The organism is Campylobacter sp. MIT 97-5078, from assembly GCF_006864455.1.
In the GTDB taxonomy this organism is placed as follows: Bacteria; Campylobacterota; Campylobacteria; order Campylobacterales; family Campylobacteraceae; genus Campylobacter_D.
This window is the reverse complement of the sequence record NZ_QHLK01000005.1, coordinates 42,224-58,185: the sequence shown is the minus strand read 5'-3', so window position 1 is coordinate 58,185 and position 15,962 is coordinate 42,224. Positions and strand designations below refer to the sequence as shown.

At 30.6% G+C, this 15,962-nt stretch carries 22 protein-coding genes; 8 read left to right on the top strand and 14 right to left on the bottom strand.

All coding sequences use genetic code 11. The features are described from left to right. Positions 1-49: 49 nt before the first annotated feature. From DMB91_RS09075 to DMB91_RS03775, 10 genes are all read right to left on the bottom strand, one after another. The gene (locus tag DMB91_RS09075) at positions 50-859 is read right to left on the bottom strand and encodes a TraC family protein (protein ID WP_231549658.1); all 810 of its coding nucleotides are present in this window, start codon (positions 857-859) and stop codon (positions 50-52) included. Position 860: 1 nt separating this feature from the next. After that, the gene (locus tag DMB91_RS03815; protein WP_034903107.1) at positions 861-1,316 is read right to left on the bottom strand and encodes a hypothetical protein; all 456 of its coding nucleotides are present in this window, start codon (positions 1,314-1,316) and stop codon (positions 861-863) included. Beyond that, positions 1,313-1,723, bottom strand: coding sequence for an SH3 domain-containing protein (locus DMB91_RS03810; protein WP_143116813.1), 411 nt, complete (start codon positions 1,721-1,723; stop codon positions 1,313-1,315). Before DMB91_RS03810 ends, DMB91_RS03815 begins: the two co-directional genes overlap by 4 nt. 40 nt (positions 1,724-1,763) lie before the next feature. Continuing rightward, positions 1,764-2,639 carry a TraV family lipoprotein gene (locus DMB91_RS03805; protein ID WP_034903104.1) on the bottom strand — a complete coding sequence of 292 codons (876 nt, stop codon included), beginning with the start codon at positions 2,637-2,639 and terminating at the stop codon, positions 1,764-1,766. Next, complete coding sequence (locus DMB91_RS03800; protein ID WP_034903101.1) at positions 2,636-3,418, bottom strand: DsbC family protein; 783 nt, start codon at positions 3,416-3,418, stop codon at positions 2,636-2,638. The genes DMB91_RS03805 and DMB91_RS03800 overlap by 4 nt, the downstream gene beginning before the upstream one ends. 10 nt (positions 3,419-3,428) lie before the next feature. Next, a complete protein-coding gene (locus DMB91_RS03795; protein WP_052043148.1) occupies positions 3,429-4,805 on the bottom strand; it encodes a TraB/VirB10 family protein in 1,377 nt (458 codons plus the stop codon). Continuing rightward, positions 4,802-5,590, bottom strand: coding sequence for a type-F conjugative transfer system secretin TraK (locus DMB91_RS03790; RefSeq protein ID WP_231549657.1), 789 nt, complete (start codon positions 5,588-5,590; stop codon positions 4,802-4,804). Before DMB91_RS03790 ends, DMB91_RS03795 begins: the two co-directional genes overlap by 4 nt. Next, entirely contained in the window at positions 5,580-6,161 is a 582-nt protein-coding gene (locus DMB91_RS03785; protein WP_034903098.1) for a TraE/TraK family type IV conjugative transfer system protein, read from the bottom strand. Before DMB91_RS03785 ends, DMB91_RS03790 begins: the two co-directional genes overlap by 11 nt. Next, positions 6,162-6,467, bottom strand: a complete 306-nt coding sequence (gene traL, locus DMB91_RS03780) for a type IV conjugative transfer system protein TraL (protein ID WP_034903095.1) — start codon at positions 6,465-6,467, stop codon at positions 6,162-6,164. A gap of 61 nt (positions 6,468-6,528) precedes the next feature. After that, positions 6,529-6,813 carry a hypothetical protein gene (locus DMB91_RS03775; RefSeq protein ID WP_034903092.1) on the bottom strand — a complete coding sequence of 95 codons (285 nt, stop codon included), beginning with the start codon at positions 6,811-6,813 and terminating at the stop codon, positions 6,529-6,531. A 321-nt stretch (positions 6,814-7,134) separates the two neighbouring features. Here DMB91_RS03775 and DMB91_RS03770 point away from each other — a divergent pair, with 321 nt between their 5' ends. The 7 genes from DMB91_RS03770 to DMB91_RS03745 all read left to right on the top strand — a co-directional run bounded on the left by DMB91_RS03770 (position 7,135) and on the right by DMB91_RS03745 (position 10,367). Continuing rightward, positions 7,135-7,938: a hypothetical protein gene (locus DMB91_RS03770; protein ID WP_052043147.1), complete on the top strand. Its 804-nt coding sequence runs from the start codon at positions 7,135-7,137 to the stop codon at positions 7,936-7,938. Then, positions 7,916-8,884 carry a UvrD-helicase domain-containing protein gene (locus DMB91_RS03765; protein WP_231549656.1) on the top strand — a complete coding sequence of 323 codons (969 nt, stop codon included), beginning with the start codon at positions 7,916-7,918 and terminating at the stop codon, positions 8,882-8,884. The genes DMB91_RS03770 and DMB91_RS03765 overlap by 23 nt, the downstream gene beginning before the upstream one ends. A 50-nt stretch (positions 8,885-8,934) precedes the next feature. Next, entirely contained in the window at positions 8,935-9,384 is a 450-nt protein-coding gene (locus tag DMB91_RS09070; RefSeq protein ID WP_231549655.1) for a 3'-5' exonuclease, read from the top strand. Between the two features lie 9 nt (positions 9,385-9,393). Continuing rightward, a complete protein-coding gene (locus tag DMB91_RS03760; RefSeq protein ID WP_034903091.1) occupies positions 9,394-9,630 on the top strand; it encodes a helix-turn-helix domain-containing protein in 237 nt (78 codons plus the stop codon). Next, positions 9,623-9,805 carry a helix-turn-helix domain-containing protein gene (locus DMB91_RS03755; RefSeq protein WP_034903090.1) on the top strand — a complete coding sequence of 61 codons (183 nt, stop codon included), beginning with the start codon at positions 9,623-9,625 and terminating at the stop codon, positions 9,803-9,805. The genes DMB91_RS03760 and DMB91_RS03755 overlap by 8 nt, the downstream gene beginning before the upstream one ends. Before the next feature lie 2 nt (positions 9,806-9,807). Beyond that, positions 9,808-10,032 (top strand): WGR domain-containing protein, encoded by a 225-nt coding sequence (locus DMB91_RS03750; RefSeq protein WP_034903089.1) that lies wholly within the window; start codon positions 9,808-9,810, stop codon positions 10,030-10,032. Between the two features lie 62 nt (positions 10,033-10,094). After that, a complete protein-coding gene (locus tag DMB91_RS03745) occupies positions 10,095-10,367 on the top strand; it encodes a hypothetical protein (RefSeq protein WP_034903087.1) in 273 nt (90 codons plus the stop codon). Between the two features lie 32 nt (positions 10,368-10,399). On the opposite strand, the gene DMB91_RS03740 is transcribed toward DMB91_RS03745, so the two are convergent. Beyond that, a complete protein-coding gene (locus DMB91_RS03740) occupies positions 10,400-11,158 on the bottom strand; it encodes a hypothetical protein (RefSeq protein WP_034903085.1) in 759 nt (252 codons plus the stop codon). A gap of 913 nt (positions 11,159-12,071) precedes the next feature. Continuing rightward, positions 12,072-13,028 carry a tyrosine-type recombinase/integrase gene (locus tag DMB91_RS03735; RefSeq protein ID WP_034903082.1) on the bottom strand — a complete coding sequence of 319 codons (957 nt, stop codon included), beginning with the start codon at positions 13,026-13,028 and terminating at the stop codon, positions 12,072-12,074. A gap of 215 nt (positions 13,029-13,243) precedes the next feature. On the opposite strand from DMB91_RS03735, the gene DMB91_RS03730 reads away from it, so the two are divergent. Then, entirely contained in the window at positions 13,244-13,498 is a 255-nt protein-coding gene (locus tag DMB91_RS03730; RefSeq protein WP_034903080.1) for a hypothetical protein, read from the top strand. A gap of 190 nt (positions 13,499-13,688) precedes the next feature. On the opposite strand, the gene DMB91_RS03725 is transcribed toward DMB91_RS03730, so the two are convergent. Together DMB91_RS03725 and DMB91_RS03720 are read right to left on the bottom strand one after the other, a co-directional pair. After that, a complete protein-coding gene (locus DMB91_RS03725; protein WP_034903076.1) occupies positions 13,689-14,924 on the bottom strand; it encodes an MFS transporter in 1,236 nt (411 codons plus the stop codon). 53 nt (positions 14,925-14,977) lie between these two features. Then, positions 14,978-15,847, bottom strand: a complete 870-nt coding sequence (locus tag DMB91_RS03720; protein ID WP_034903072.1) for a cysteine ABC transporter substrate-binding protein — start codon at positions 15,845-15,847, stop codon at positions 14,978-14,980. Positions 15,848-15,962 lie beyond the last annotated feature (115 nt).

Sequence of the window (15,962 nt, the reverse complement as noted above, 5' to 3'; positions counted from 1 at the left end):
AAACTATCCTTGAATTGATTGGTGTCTAAAGCCCTACTGATATAATCTCCTATTTTTCTCCAAAATCACTTATATGAGCAATTTTTGGCAAGCTCTGTGTAGCAAGGGAAATATAGCTTTTATCATCTACTTCTATATGCGTGTCTTTAATGATGATTTTTGTGCTAGGAGCTATAATTTGTTTATTGATATAACAATTTTCATCATAAGGAGGGATAATGCCATTAATATCGTGATTTGGATTTAAAATTTCATATAGTATAGGTTTTAATTCTTGTGGTTTTACAAGATGTCCTCCAAAATGATTGGCTGAAAGTATATTTTTTAGAGTATCTTTATATTGAACTATATTTTCTTTTTTATCCGATTTGATACTGATTAAAAGAATAAAATTTTTAATTTTAGCTGTCATAGAGCGAGAAACCCCCTCCTTAGTTTTTGAATAATAAAACTCGCTCATATTGATTACAGCTTTTCTAAGAAGTTCATTGTTTTCAAAATTAGCCCTTTTTAGGTGCTCGTGCTTCCAATACTCTACATTATTTCGTATATTTTTAGAACCAAAAAGCATAAATTGCAAAAAAGTGTCATCAGACAACTTAGAAAGCATTTCTTCTATGGCTGTAGCTGTACTCTCGCCCATTCGTATGCGAGGAGAGGCAAAAAATATGCAACCATAACTATTGTCATTGTTGATGTAAATACCCTCATTTTCATCAAAGCTCATATAGGGCAAAAAATCACTAAATTTATAACGCTCAAATAAGGCATTGTAAGTTTGAGTAGGTAAAGAACTTAAATCCTTTGCAGGCTCTTTAAGTTTATCCATTTTGCTAGCAATAAAATCCATAAAAGACATATTATTCTCCATTTATTACATTGAAATCAAAGATTTTTTCTTTGGCTTCTTCTCCACTTCGTGGATCACTAAGAACAAACTCTCCATCTTTAATTTTAAGCCAGCTTTCACTATAGCTATGATAAAGCCCATCATCACTCACAAAGGGAAAAATAACCATTTGAGCAAATAAAGGCTGTCTAAAAAGTGGCATAGTGTTTGGTAACTTTGTGATATTTTCTCTTACAGCACTTTGTCTATTTTGCTGAGCAAAAGCAGGAGAGTTTGTTAAAAATTCTCTAATGAGCTCATCTTCATTGCCTTTTGGTAAAGCAGTGTAATTTATATCATCATTAATAAGGATTTTAAGCTTATTGTTTAAATCTTTATTTTTTGCCACAATAGGACTATCTTTAAAAGAACAAGCACTCATCAATAAAGAACCTACCAATGCAAATATAAGACTAGTCTTTCTCATTTTTTATCACTCCAAAAGGTAATGTTTTCAATATAAACATACGCTCCTTCATCAAGCTTATACCAATAAGAGCCTGTCTTAGACTGCACCAAATCTTTTACAATAAGCTTGCCACCCACAGGCACAACTGCTACCTTTTGAGCCTTAGTATCAGGTTGTTTTCTTACTGTAACAATCTTTACAGCCTTACCATAACTAAATTTCTTTTTAGCTACACTTTCTTTGACTAAGTCAAAGAAAGTGTAAGGATTTTGTGCTTTACCTTTTGGAGTGGTTTTATTTGGAAAAACATTCTTTTCTAAAAGAGCAATACGCTCTTCTAAAGCCTTATTTTTTTCAAACAAAGAAATAAAAGCTTGCTTTAAAAGAATATCCCCTTGCAATTCTTTATCGCTTTGCATTGCCATTAATAAACTTGGAGCTATTGTTAAACTTACAACAACCAACTTAATCTTGTGTGATAATGCTTTTATGTATAAATGTTCCATCGTTTAGTTTTACCCAACCATCTTGTTCATAAAGTGCAAAAAGCACTTCATCTTTGTTAGCTATCCTTAGCACCTTTGCTTTACAACTTGGCTCTTGTCTTATGTTTGCTGCATAGACACAAACCTTAACCTCTGCATTAATTTCTTTCTTAGTTCCACCGCTTGCAGAACAATTAACTAAAGTCTGTGACACATTGCTTGTATTTAAATCTCCTGCGAGCGTAGAATTTGTCACATTATTTTCTATTTTGCTTGCATTATTTTCTCCTATATTGTCCCATAAAGCACTCACCCCATTGTCATTTGTTTTTGAGCTTGCAAGAGCTTTTGTTTGAGAAGTTTTGGATTTATTGCCTTTTTTTGAAATCTTAGGCTTTTTATTTTTTCTAACCTTTGTCTGCGTGTTTTTACTAACTGTAGCAGAGTAATCACTATTCCACACCAAAGGTGTGCTCGTTGGCACTCTTTTATCTTCATCAAGATAAAATCTAAAAATCGCAGGGTGTTCATTTTGAATATTGCGAATTTCAGTAGCCTCTACCATCTCTTGAAGTTTTTGTTTAGCAAACATATCCTTTTGTCTTTGCTTTTCTGCTTCTAGCTCTTTTGCTTTTTTCTTTTGATCTTGAGCTTTACCACCATCAAGTGTTCTTGTCCTCAAGTCTTCCATATCAGAGCTTAAATCATAAATTTCAGATACCGAGCCACAAACTCCACTATTTTTGCCCTTTTGACACTGAAAATCATCTCTATAAGGAAGCATAGCAGAGCAACCCTGAATTAAAAAAGCTCCAAAGATAACAACACTAGAAAGCTTTAACAAATGTCCTTTCATTCCTTATCCTTAACTAAAAATTCATTTATCCTTTCAAAATTTGCCCCATCAATTACAGCTACAACCTTATTTTGTTCTATTTTGTCTATAACAAAGAGTTTTGGCGTGCCTGTAATATTAAGCTTTTCGCCTAAAGCTATGGTAGCCTTTAAAGTATTTTCAGCTTCCTTGCTTATACTCACATCGTTTAAATTCTTTTGAGTGGTTCTAATTTGCTTCATCGCTAATTTTATATCTTTGCTAGAAAGTATTTGTCCGCTCCATTTCTTAGCATTCTGATGGAAACTTAAAGGAAAAAAATTTACATATACATTCACATTTTGTTTTTCAAAAAATTCCTCAACTTTGGCGCAAAATGGACACTCTGGATCGGTAAAAATAACAAAATCATATCTTTTACTACCACTTCCATACACGACTCTTTTTGCATTTTGCAAAAGTTCTGTTGCATTAGCATCTTTTAAAGCCTTTTCATTAAGTTCAGCCTGCCATTTGCTTGCATCGTTAGCTGTTAAGCTTTCGCCTGTAGCTGTATAAAGTTCTCCTATAAATAAAACACGCTTGAAAGGATTAATGTAAAAGATATTGCCATTGCCTAAATAAGCCTTATAAAAGCCATCAATTTCAGCTCTTTCAACCTTATCTATCTTTGTGCTTGGTATAATACCTTTTACAAGAGCTTCTTCTTGTTGCTCTATGAGAGTAGTAGGCTCGGTTGCATTAAGAAAGCTAAAAAGAGCAAGACTTGATCCTAAAAAAGTTGTCAATTTTAATTTCATTGGTTTCTCCTTATTGATTTTGAATTTGTTGTTGATTATTTTGTTGAACTTGTGTTTGAGTATTTGGTTTTTTGCCATTTGCTGTTTGTTGATTATTTACTGTATCAAGTGCTGTCATTTCAGTTACTAAAACATTAATTTCTCTTCCTGCTGAAATTTCAATCACAGGGGTAACCTGATCAGCCATTTTAAGGTAAAAATCAGCCAATTTTTCAGCCGAACTTGAAAGTCCTTTAAAAGCTCCAGCTTGTAAACTTTCTCCTGCACTCATATTGCCTGTTTGTGTTGTTGTGCCACCCCAACCTGAAGTAATGATTTGATTTTGATTAGCAAATGATTCTCCTACACCTTGTAAAAATCCAGCAATAAGTGTCCTAGCAAGCAAGGCACCTTGCTTTGTAATGACTTCGCCTTTGAGCCCAAGCTTACCATCTTCGCCACTTACTGCACCTCTTAAAGCCATATCAATATGTTCTCTTTTATTAGTAATGCAAGAAATATTATTAACTCTGATATAAGCTCTTTCAGCAGTTAAATCCCCATAACCCTCACCCATTAAAAAACAATCCACAATATCATAGGCAAAATAATTTGGCAAAATAGACAAATCAGTTACTTTCATCAATATAGGCAAGGGAGAACTTTTAGCTTGTGTCATTGTAGGGGCGTCCATACCTGAAAGCAATACAGCTTTAATTATTGATCCCGTAGGTATGATATGCCCCTCTAACTTTTTTGGCTTTTCTTCCTTTGGCTTAGGCTGAGTAACATTTGTAAAAGAAAGTGTCCCCTCTATTGGTGTATAGCGTATCTCTTCTACCTCTTCTAAATCAGGCACTTCTCCAAGTTTTGTTAAACCAAATTTTTCTTCTTGCATTAGTGTTTGACTTTCGATTTTTGCTGTTGGCATTGGAAAATTCTTGTATAAACTATCATTGTTTTCAATGAAATTAGACTGATTGTTTGTATTTGTAGTTGTAGGTTGCAAAGGTATCTCATTGGCTTTAGCTTCATCTTTTGCATTATTTTTCAAATAATTTGCATTTTCTTTTTGCATATCAATAATAAGTTTTTTTAAGTCATTAACTTCTTTAGCAAGGCTTTCATTCCTTGTATTCAAGTTAATTAAATCTTTCTTGGCTAAAGCTAAATCATCGACTGCTGAACCAACCCATTGTGTTTTAGCAGTTGGATTTTCTTCAACAATTTTAAAGTTACCTGCTGTATTGCTACTCGTTGTTTGTTTTTTATCTCCAACCAAAAACATTAAACATCCAAGCGTTACAATGAGTCCTATAAAAATAATAATCTTATTTTTACTTTGATTTTTTTGAGCATTATTTGGATCTTTGTCATTGCTAAAGAATTTCAAAAATGGGTTATTCATCTTACAGCCTTTGTGATGATAACTATGCTAGCTCTTGAATAGGGTAAAAGATGATTAACCTCATTGTCATAATACACACTTATGGCTTTTGGGCTTTCTTTTGCGAATTTAATATAATCTTTTGGATTTAAAACAAGAGCTTTATCGGTTTTATTTCTTACTTCGATTAAAGCAGCACTATATATCACACCATCATAGGTATTAATTTCTTTCATCTCAAGCGTGCTATCATTTGCAATTATTTTATTTATTTTTTTAGTTTTATAACCTTGTGGCACGCCATTTGCAAATATACTTTGTGTGATTTTACCCATTGTAGCTATAAAAGGATCATTGCTTTCATATTTTAAAATTTCTTCCTTGCTTGCTGCAAAATCATTAATAACAATAGTTTCAGCCTCCATTTCCACAGGATTGAGCACAATAGAATAAGTTTTGGACTCAGTGATAAAAAACACCTCAGAACTTTGAGCTCTATCATAAATAGTTTCTGGCTGTCCTATAACTTCAACCTTATTCTTACCTGTTGTGCGTATTTTTTCTTTAAGCACAGGTTGATATTTAATGAAAGCTTGGTTATTCACAACCTTAATATCTACACCTTTTTCCTTAGAGTAAGAAACATCAAGTATAGTGCTTGGCAAGACAAGTCTATTAACACTATTGTTTGACACATTAATTGTGATAGCTTCACTTGGTGGATTGTCAATTACAACTATGGCATTTAGATTTGTAAAAGATATAATAAAAGCCATAAAAATGGCAACTTTTTTCCTAGTTATCACTTTTTCCTCCTTTTTCGTGTTTAATAGGCACAACATCAGTTAAAAAAAATCTGCCAAGTATAATGTCATACCTAATATCAAACTCAGCATTTTCAGAGCGGACAACTTTGCTATCAATAATATCCTTAACCACACCATAAACTTTAATAACACCTTTAACATCAGCATCGATTGAAGAGACAAAAAAAGTCCTTGAAATAGAGTTTTCTATGATATATCTTGCTTGCTCTAAAAGTTTTGATTTTACTTCATCATAAAATTTTGGATCAACTAGAGTGAGGATATTTTCGATATTGTTATTTGCATTAGATTTTGTAACATTCAACAAGTTAAAAGTAATAAATTGCCCCATCTCGTGTAAATAGGTTTTAGAAACTTCATTGCCTGCTATCCAAAATTCTTGATTGACAATTTTTGGTGGAACAAAAACAACTTTTTGAGAATCAGTTCTTGCTACGATGATATATACCAAGAAAATAATCACAATGCTTAGAACAATAGAGATTATTCTAAAAGTAATATTCTCGTAAAGGTATTTATCCATTTTATTTTTGTATTTATCAAATAACATTTATGCTCCTACAAAATATCTCATATAAGAGGGTGGCATTTTTTTAGGTTGTCTTATGCCTGTCATATAGAGCAAATGCAAAAAGAAACCTTTAATCCTTGATTTTTTAAGCTTTTCATAGATTTTTGAACAAATAATGCCTAAAACAAAGAAAATTCCAAAACTAATAGCCCCTTTAGTAAAAAGTATGGCAATAGCCACAAAAACAGAAAAAACAACAAGGGTATCAATTTCCCAATTTCCAAACATAGGCTTAGTATCAATAAATTTATTAATTTCTACATATCCATTTGAATCTTTAGCCAAAAACGATCCTTTCATTCGCACAATTTATATAGAAAAAGGAGGTAAAATCCTCCTTTTTCTTTTAAAACAAGCCTGAATTAAGTGCTTCGATAATAGAATTTCCTTGAGTTACCAAAACAGCAAAACCAAGCATTAAGAAAAATTGAAGTATAGAACCAGCAAAGGCTCTCCACACTCCAACACAAAAGAACAAAAGGGCTATAATTCTTGAAGCGTAAGTATCATCTAGCCAAGAACTTACCGTATCCCATAATCCTTTTGCACCAAGTCCATCAGTATTGCCCGCAAAGAGCGAAATTGCTCCAAAGGTAAATACAAACATTAAAAACAATAAAAGCTTTTTCATTTTTAACCTTAAATTTAGATTTGTAGTTCTTAGCCAAATAAAAAGATTAAAAAACTAAAGAGCCTATAAAAGCCCTCAACGCTTTCTTTGCTGTAAAAACAGCACCCATTATTGATTAAATCAATCTTAAAATTATATCATAAAAATATTATTATTAGTAATATTTTTTATAAAAAAATATAGATATTTATGAATTTATTTGCATTAAAAAATAAGATATTTATTTAGATAAATTCCTATAAAATAGATATATTAAAATAAAAAATATAAAAAAATTAACAATTTATATGAATATTTTACTTATTATTGTATAATATTATTATGAATAAAGAAAATGATATAAATGAAACATTTTTTAATCACAAAATTCAAAATACTATTTGTAGTGTGCAAGAATTGAGATTACCTATTTTTGCACCTATAAAAAGAACAAGTCCGAGTTCTGCCATTTATAAAGACTTCTTGGCAAATAAAAGAACAAGAAGCGTGCAAACAAAATGGGGCAAGGTGCAAATAAAAGGCTTTTTGCTCACTCAAGCTCATAAAGACCTCCTCGATTTGATTATATTTTGTGCAAAATATAAAAAAATTACTAATGATAATAGGCTTTTGGTTGAATTTAGCACCGCAAATGTGCTTAAATATTATGGAGACAAGGGCTTTAATTACAAGTGGTTTAAATCTATGCTTGATGAGATAATGTCTGCAGTTATCTATCTTAAAACAAATGATGGTATAGGCTATGCTTTTCACATTATTTCAACAATGAAATATAATGATAAAGAAGAATTTCTAGGCATATTTCTTTCAAGTGAGTATTTGAAATTTTATAAAGATACTTTTGCCATAAACTATAACAAAGAAACTTTAAATATAGTCAATGTAGAAAATTCCACAATAAAAACAGCTATTCGTTTTTTCATTTCGCATAATGCCTTAAATCTAAGTTTTGACAATCTATTGCTTGCTATAGGTGTAAAAGCAAACAAAGGCGATAGGTATTATAGAGCTATCAAACAAGAATTTAATAAAAATATTCACTTGCTTGCGGAATTTAATATTGTATTTAAAAATGATACTTTTACCTATAAAGGAAATGATAATGTCAGTTTCTTCCTTAACTAAAGAACAAGATCATATTGTAAATTGCGAATTTGAGAACATACTTCTCATTAACGCTTATGCTGGAACAGGCAAAACTTCCACTTTAGTAAAATTTTGCGAACAAAGAGCTAAGTATAAAATTCTTTATTTATCCTACAATTCTGCGATGAGGGTGGAGGCTGAATCTAAATTTAAACATATTAAAAATGTAAGTGTAAAAACTATGCACTCTCTAGCTTATGAAAATACTAATAAATCCATCAAAGAAAGGCTTGGTTCTTTAAGAGCCTTAGATTTAAATCCTCTTTTAAATGATCGTGATGAAAAAGAAAAAAACTTTTATGCAAGCTCTTTGCTTTCTTTGCTTCGTAACTTTTGCAATACAAATTTTAATCTTGAAGATTTTATCAACGAAGTAAGTAAAAATTTAAAAGACTATGGACTTAACCCTCGTATGGATACAAGTTATATTTTAAGAAAGCTAAGGACTTTGTGGCTGGAAAAAATTCCAAATGATAAAAAACTACTTTATGAACACGACTTTTACCTTAAAGATTTTCAGCTTAGCAAGCCTGTTTTAGATTATGATTTTATAGTTGTTGATGAGGCTCAAGATATTAATGGCTGTGTCATAGATATAGTTTTAAATCAAAAAGCTAAAAAAGTCTTTATAGGAGATACTTATCAAAGTATTTATAAATTTAGAGGAGCGCGTAATTCTTTAGAATTTCTAGCTTCATATCCAAATGCAAAAGTGCTTTATCTTACACAAAGCTTTCGTTGCCCTGAAAGCATAACAAAAGAAGCCAATAGATACTTGCAACTCTTGGGAGCAAAAAAAGAATTTAAAGGCTCTTTTAAACCAGATAAGCGTAAAAATTTAAATGAACAAAAAGCAATCATTACTCGCACCAATGCCAAACTTTTTGACATAGCTGTGCAAAACCTAGATAAAAATTTTTTTTAGTAGGTGGAGTAGAAAGCTACAATTTCAACGATCTGCTTGATATTCAAAATTTGCTTTGTGGTAAAAAAGAACGCATTCAAAATGCTTTTATTTCTAGATTTAACAATGTTAAAGAACTTATAGCCTATTCTGATGAAAGTAAGGAGATTGACTTAAAGCAAAAACTCCTTATTTGCTTTAAATATATGGGAGAAAATATTTTTGAGCTTATTAAAAAAATAAAAACAAGTGTAGTTAAGGACCCAACCAAAGCTCATTTAATTCTTAGCACAGGACATAAAAGCAAAGGACTTGAATGGGATAGAGTGGAAATTATTGATGATTTTATCAATTTAAGAGAAATGCTTGAAGAAAATTCAAATGTAGAGATAACCAAAGAAGAACTTAATCTTTTTTATGTTGCTCTAACAAGAAGTAAAGCTGAACTTATTGTAGATAGAGCTTATTTACTTGATGACAAGTTTTTAAAATATTGTAAAGATAGCATAACCATAACATAAGGAGGAATAATGAAAGAGTTTCTTATACTCGTAAAAGATGGCAAAAATATAAAAAAGCGTTATTACAGCATTAAAGAAAGTGCTGAATTTTTTGGTGTAAGTTATCCTACTATTAATAGATGGGTTAAAACAAAAGCTATAAAAGCTTCACGATTTGGCAGAGCTATTTACATAGAAGAAGATGAAATTATCAAACTTCAAAATGATTGTTTACAAGGGAAAGTTATAGGAGAAAACAATGAGTGAAAGAATATATTGCAGAAGAGATGAAGCTGCTAAAATTCTGCAAGTAAGTTGTGCAACCATTATTAACTGGGTTAAACAGGGTTATATTAAGGAATATCGTATTCATAAAAGCACTAAAAGCCCTTTATATAACATCAAAGAAATAGAAGAAACTCTTAAAAATCCAAAGGCTTGAAGATGCAAACTACTATCTTTAGAGCCACTGATAGAGGTAATACAAGGTATTATCAAATGAGTATGGAACAAACCCTATTCAACACTTTTTTAGTAGAAAGGAAATATGGCAATGTTAATTATAAATCGCATACAGGACTAAAAATAGATTATTTTGATGAATTAGAACAAGCCCAAGCTTTTTATGATAAAATGCTGAAAAATAAAGCAAAAAAAGGATATAAATAACATATCTATTTTTGAGATATTATTTATATCTAAAATTTAACATATTTAAAAAAGGATATATAATGAAACACGATGAAGTTATAGATATACAAGGAAAAGTATTTACAGTAAGCAATGAAACATTTGCCAAAGAATATAGACCTTATGCAAATGTAGATGATGCTTTTGTGAATAAAAACACCAAAAACATATATACAGCTGAATTTTTGGGAGACAAGGTAAAACTTGTGTTAGTAAGCCATAGCATAGCTATGGATAAGCTTATGAAAGACTTAATACCTTTTAGAAATAGACTCATTGATGAGCTTGGTTTTGATAAAAAGCTTAAGTGGTAATATATAAATTCTCATCTTTTGCTTTGGCAACCTTATATTAATAGATCGTCATAGTTATAATTTAAAGGTATTGATTGTGTAATATCTCCTATATTAATAGCATCTCTAAGGTTATACCCCATTCTCAAAAGCAAAATTTCCAAATCTTTTTGAAAGCGTATCTTAGTCGGCTTATTATGACAAATTAAATTTCTAGCTATACGAATTTGCCCAACTTTTACATCTAAATGCAATATGTTATAGGCGGGAAGAACTTGTCCTTTATATTGCTTTGAACCCAAAAAAATATCTTCAAATAAAAACCAATATTCTGATAAAATCTCTTGTAAATCTATTAAATAAAAACAATCAAAAATTTCAAATGTACTTGCTGCTTGTATATTGATGCGTGTGCATTTCCTACGAATTCTACTTTTCATTTGTTCTGACATATTGCTATTATCTAAGAACCAATTATCTTTAGCACCATTATATTTATTTGCAATTTTTACTGCTAGAGTGCTACGCAAAGCATTCTCAAAGCAATGCAAGAGTAGAAATTTAGCTTGATGTTGTCTTCTTCTTTTGTTATAAATATCCATAATTAAATCGAATAGATTGATGTCTTTGGAGCTAAGATTATTTTTGGACACCACCTTTTCTGCTTCTTTGCAAGAACCCCATAAATATTCAAAATGAAGAACTCTAATGCTTTTCTTAATTCTTTTTTCAAAATCTTCTGTAAGAATATCGTTATGCTTGTTAAATATTTTTTTTATTTTTAAATACACATTATTTTCCAAGCTAAACATAAAAAACCTTTTTTTGTTTTTTTTATTTACTTAATTATATTATAATTTTGGTAACCTAGAGAGTTCCAACGAAAGTTTGGATTAAAACCACTCTAGGTCTATTAATATTCTATATCCCTCATCGACTTTTTAGATTTTCTTATTTTAAGTCTATTCTAAAAATCTAAAAATTTGTATTTACAATACCAAAGATACTAAATTTATATAGTATAATTATGTAAAAAACATAACGCATTTTACATAATAGAGAATACATAATGAAAATTACAGAACAAAAAATCCATTTTTTTATGGTGGAATAGTCAAAGGAGAGTTTTTTTGCAATCGCATAGCTGAAGAAAAAGAGTTAAAACGAGACATTGCTAGAGGCTATATTTACAGATAAAAAATGAGCTTTTTACAAATCAGTTAAGCATTTTAGTATTGCAGAAATTTCTTTGACATCTTGGAAAGAATTTTTGCAGGATCGTTTTAGGGCTACGAGCAAAGAAATCGATGAAATTTATAAAATAACCAAAGGTTTTCCTTATTACACACAACAATCTGCTTATGAATTATGACATATAGTCAAGTACAAAGCTTCACAAAAAGACATCAAAGATACTCTAATTTTGATACTTCAAAGGGAATATAATTATTTCTTGATCGAATGGGATAATTTGACCAAAAATCAAAAAATTACCTTAAAACTAATCATAGAAAACAACGGAGAAAAGCTCTATGATAATACACAAATTAAAAATTCATCTTTGCAAACAACTGTTTGAGTTTTGGTTGAAAACAATTACAATCGATAATTTCAACCTAAAAATACCTTACAATATGGGAAGATAAGCCCTTTTAGGCTTTCTTGCTCTAGCCCTTATTTTTCTTTCAAAAGTCTTTTTTAAAGGTTTTTTAAAGAAAAATTCTTTTAAAATCCCACCAAAACCTCCGCTACATTTTTAGCTGTAGCTTTTGCATAAATGGTTGTGGTGTTAATATTAGAATGCCTTAGTATTTTTTGTATAACCAAAGGACTAACTCCTCTATCAGTAAGCCTCATTGCCAAAGTATGTCTTAATAGATGCAAACCTTTTTTTGATATAAGACTTTTTTCATAAATTTTATTAATGATAGCAAAGGCATTTGTTCTATTAAGCGGAGTATGATTTTTTGTTTGCATAATCAAAGCTTCATTATCAAGAATACTGCTTAGAAATTCTAAGTCACCAGCTATCTTTTCTTTATCTATGTAGGCAAATTGCTCTTTACCTCCTTTAGCTAATATTTTAATAGCATACATTTCATCTTGATCGCTAAAGTCTTTTAATTTTACACCTAAAGCCTCGCTTATTCTAAGTCCTGCGTGAAGCATTAATTTAACAAGCAAAGCATTTCTATACGATAAAAAATCACTTTTCTTTGCTTTTTGCCTTTCTATATACTCGCTTAATCTCAAAATTTCATCTTCATTAAGATAAATGAGTTTTTCTTCGCTTTTGGTATTGTCAAGCTTGATCTTTTTAAAGGCAAAGTCAAAAGTATAATTTTCATCGTTATTTTCAGTGATAAAAACAAAAAAAGAACGAATTGCTTTAACATAAGCACTTTTTGATGATTTTGAAAGTTTATAACCATTTTTAAGCTTTTTTGCGTTATTGCACACTTTTTCTTCCAAAAATTGCAAGAAAGCTATAATATAAGCTGTTTTTATGTGCTTAATAGACATTTCATCTTGAAACTCAAGGCTATACTCAATAAATTCATTAATCACTCTCTTATATAGCAAAATTGTATTTTTTGAGTAGTTAAGGGCTGATATGTGCAAAAAATATGCCTTAGCCCAAGTCTCCAAATCTAAGATAAAGTCGTTTTTGCTTAGTTTCATTAGAAATTCTCCATTTTGTATAACATACTAAATAGTATGTTATATTTTTATCTTGACTTCTTACAAGAAATGATAATTTTGCAAGCTTTTTTCTTTGTTAAGTTATGTTATATAAATATAATTATATATTATTTTTACTAATAAATATAGCTTATATATAAAATATTTGCAAAAATATGCTATAATATACTTAAATTTATAAAAAAGGACTATATATGGAAAATAATGCAAATAATGAAGTCAAAGAAGCAATTTTAGGCTTAAATGGTTCTAAAAAGACTTTAATGACACAAAAGAGGCTTGCTTTTGATGAAAAGACTATGAAACTCATAGAAATGATGTTACCTCTTTATAAGGAACAATTTGATGATAACCTTAATGAAAATGAAAAAATTACTGCTTTAATTCAAGTGGCATTAAAACATCTCTTTAATACAGACTTTTCTAATAAAATTAAAGAATTTTCTTAATTTCAAAGGTGTAAAAATAAAAGTAGAAAAGTTGGTTTATATATAGCTAACTTTTCTACTAACTTTTTAAAATATATATTCTTAAATTACTATATTAAAGATATTTAAGCATATCTATTCAAAGTTGCCTCTAACCACCATTTTAAAACTTCACTTGCTTATAAATTTTTACTCAGCTCAAAAACCACCTTTAAATTTTTCTTAAATAAGCATTATTTAAATGTCTTACTAAAAACACACAAAGCAAGCTACAAAGTGCCACAAAAACAAAATAATACCCCAAATACTTCTCATAAATTCCTTGAATGACAAAAGGCGTTACAAAAGCTAAAAGTGCATAGGATATATTATATGCAAAAGAAAGTCCGCTAAACAGCAATTCTGGCTTAAAAACACTGGTCATAAAAATAGGCGCAAAAGAAATAATACCTTGCATAAAACACGCCAAAAGATAATAGAATAAAAAGTGTTCATTGTATAAGCCAAGCCCTATACCAAAAATGGCAAAAAGTATGCTAAAAAGCACACAAATTTTAAAATTCCCAAAAAAGCTAGCCAAAGTTCCTTGTATGAGGCTTCCAAAGATGATAGCAACTATGGCTAAATTCGAGTAAATCAAGCTTTGATTTGTATCAAAGCCTAAAAGTGTATTAAAATGCTGGGGAACTATGGTTAAAGTCGCTACCCCGCTTGTTAAAACTACGCTCATTAAAGCACACACAAGCATAGCAAGTTTATGCGTTTTTAAAGCCTGTAAAAGCGGAAAATTAAGCAAAGTCTCATCTTTTTTAAGTTTTTCAAATACCGGCGTTTCGCTGAGTTTTTTTCTCAAAAAGCAAGCTAAAACCCCAAAAAATCCGCCCAAAATAAAAGGCAAACGCCAAGCCCAAGCCTTAAGCTCTTCTTGAGTGAAAATTTCATTAACAAGCAAACTTACAAGTCCAGCTAAAAGCAAGCCTAGTGTTAAAGTTGCTGAAATAAAGCCAAGTGCAAAGCTTTTATACTTTTGACTTACAAACTCGCTCACAAAAACCCAGGCTCCACTTACTTCAGCACCTACAGCCAAACCTTGCAAAATGCGTATCACAAATAAAATTATAGTTGCTGCAAGTCCTATACTTTCATAGCTTGGCAAAAAGGCAAGAGCAAAACTTGGCAGTATCATTAAAAGCATAGTGATGTAAAACACATCTTTTCGCCCCTTTTTATCACCAAAATGTGCAAAAACAACAGCTCCAAAAGGACGTGCTAAATACCCTGCTCCAAAGCTTATCCATACACCGATCTCAGTCCAAAAAGCATTATTTGGCGGAAAAAATATTTCTGCAAAAAGTTTAGCAAAAAAGACAAAAAGTATATAATCATAAAATTCTAAAATTCCACCCAAAGAAGCATATAGGGTGTTTTTAATCGCTTTTTTTCTCAAGAAAAGCCTTTTTAAGGATTAGAAGAAAAGAGGCTTAGAGCCTCTCTTTTAAATTAAAGCTTACCGCCTTCGATAACTACGCTTTCTGGATCAATATCATCAGTGAAAGCTTCTTTTAAAGTTGCATCATAAGCTTTATGAAAAAATTGCTCATCAGCAAGCTTTACGATAAGATCGTTGATAAAGTTTTTAAGTTCATCATTGCCTTTTTTTACAGCTGCAGCGATAACATCTTTGTTACCTAACTCTTGTATAGCAACTTTGAAATTTGGCTTATCTTTTACCCAAGCAAATAAAAGCGTATTATCATGAGCTAAAGCCTGTCCGCGTCCATCAAGCAAGGCTGCGAAAGTCTCGGTATTTTGATCAAATTTCAAACTTTTAATCTCTGGATAATTCGTGGTAAAAAACGCATCAGCTGTAGTGCCTTTGTTTAAGATAAGAGTTTTATCCTTAAGATCATCAACACTTGTTACATTCAAATCTTGTGGCACAACCACGCCTAAAGCCACTTTCATATAAGGCAAAGTAAAATCAACTTGTTCAGCTCTCTCTGGAGTTTGAGTAAAATTTGCCAAGATAATATCAACTTTATCAGACTTTAAAAACTCAACGCGATTTGCTGCCTCAACAAGCACAAATTGCACCTTATTTTCATCGCCTAAAAGTTCTTGTGCTATGCGTTTTGCAAAGACGACATCATAACCTTGATTTGCCCCTTTTTCATCAACAAAACCAAAAGGAGGTTTATCACCAAAAACGCCAATTCTCACTACGCCATTATTTTTGATCGTCTCAAGAGTTGAAGTTGCTTGAGTGCCAGCAGAAGTTGCGTTGGTATCTTCTTTTGAAGATGAGTTTGAGCAAGCGCTTAGAAACGCTACAAACAATGTCAAAATGACAGAAGAAATGATTCTCTTCATTTGTTCTCCTTGTGAAATTTATGATTGTTAAAAATCATATTAAATTACTACGAAATGTAGCCTTGGCATTATACACGCTAAAAGTTTAAAGTATGATTAAATTTGTTTTATTTAA

What these genes read in the sequence shown, in the direction of transcription:
- DMB91_RS09075 (WP_231549658.1), bottom strand. Translation starts at nt 859, where the DNA reads ATGTCTTTTATGGATTTTATTGCTAGCAAAATGGATAAACTTAAAGAG.
- DMB91_RS03815 (WP_034903107.1), bottom strand. Translation starts at nt 1,316, where the DNA reads ATGAGAAAGACTAGTCTTATATTTGCATTGGTAGGTTCTTTATTGATG.
- DMB91_RS03810 (WP_143116813.1), bottom strand. Translation starts at nt 1,723, where the DNA reads ATGGCAATGCAAAGCGATAAAGAATTGCAAGGGGATATTCTTTTAAAG.
- DMB91_RS03805 (WP_034903104.1), bottom strand. Translation starts at nt 2,639, where the DNA reads ATGAAAGGACATTTGTTAAAGCTTTCTAGTGTTGTTATCTTTGGAGCT.
- DMB91_RS03800 (WP_034903101.1), bottom strand. Translation starts at nt 3,418, where the DNA reads ATGAAATTAAAATTGACAACTTTTTTAGGATCAAGTCTTGCTCTTTTT.
- DMB91_RS03795 (WP_052043148.1), bottom strand. Translation starts at nt 4,805, where the DNA reads ATGAATAACCCATTTTTGAAATTCTTTAGCAATGACAAAGATCCAAAT.
- DMB91_RS03785 (WP_034903098.1), bottom strand. Translation starts at nt 6,161, where the DNA reads ATGTTATTTGATAAATACAAAAATAAAATGGATAAATACCTTTACGAG.
- DMB91_RS03775 (WP_034903092.1), bottom strand. Translation starts at nt 6,813, where the DNA reads ATGAAAAAGCTTTTATTGTTTTTAATGTTTGTATTTACCTTTGGAGCA.
- DMB91_RS03770 (WP_052043147.1), top strand. Translation starts at nt 7,135, where the DNA reads ATGAATAAAGAAAATGATATAAATGAAACATTTTTTAATCACAAAATT.
- DMB91_RS03765 (WP_231549656.1), top strand. Translation starts at nt 7,916, where the DNA reads ATGTCAGTTTCTTCCTTAACTAAAGAACAAGATCATATTGTAAATTGC.
- DMB91_RS03760 (WP_034903091.1), top strand. Translation starts at nt 9,394, where the DNA reads ATGAAAGAGTTTCTTATACTCGTAAAAGATGGCAAAAATATAAAAAAG.
- DMB91_RS03755 (WP_034903090.1), top strand. Translation starts at nt 9,623, where the DNA reads ATGAGTGAAAGAATATATTGCAGAAGAGATGAAGCTGCTAAAATTCTG.
- DMB91_RS03750 (WP_034903089.1), top strand. Translation starts at nt 9,808, where the DNA reads ATGCAAACTACTATCTTTAGAGCCACTGATAGAGGTAATACAAGGTAT.
- DMB91_RS03745 (WP_034903087.1), top strand. Translation starts at nt 10,095, where the DNA reads ATGAAACACGATGAAGTTATAGATATACAAGGAAAAGTATTTACAGTA.
- DMB91_RS03740 (WP_034903085.1), bottom strand. Translation starts at nt 11,158, where the DNA reads ATGTTTAGCTTGGAAAATAATGTGTATTTAAAAATAAAAAAAATATTT.
- DMB91_RS03735 (WP_034903082.1), bottom strand. Translation starts at nt 13,028, where the DNA reads ATGAAACTAAGCAAAAACGACTTTATCTTAGATTTGGAGACTTGGGCT.
- DMB91_RS03730 (WP_034903080.1), top strand. Translation starts at nt 13,244, where the DNA reads ATGGAAAATAATGCAAATAATGAAGTCAAAGAAGCAATTTTAGGCTTA.
- DMB91_RS03720 (WP_034903072.1), bottom strand. Translation starts at nt 15,847, where the DNA reads ATGAAGAGAATCATTTCTTCTGTCATTTTGACATTGTTTGTAGCGTTT.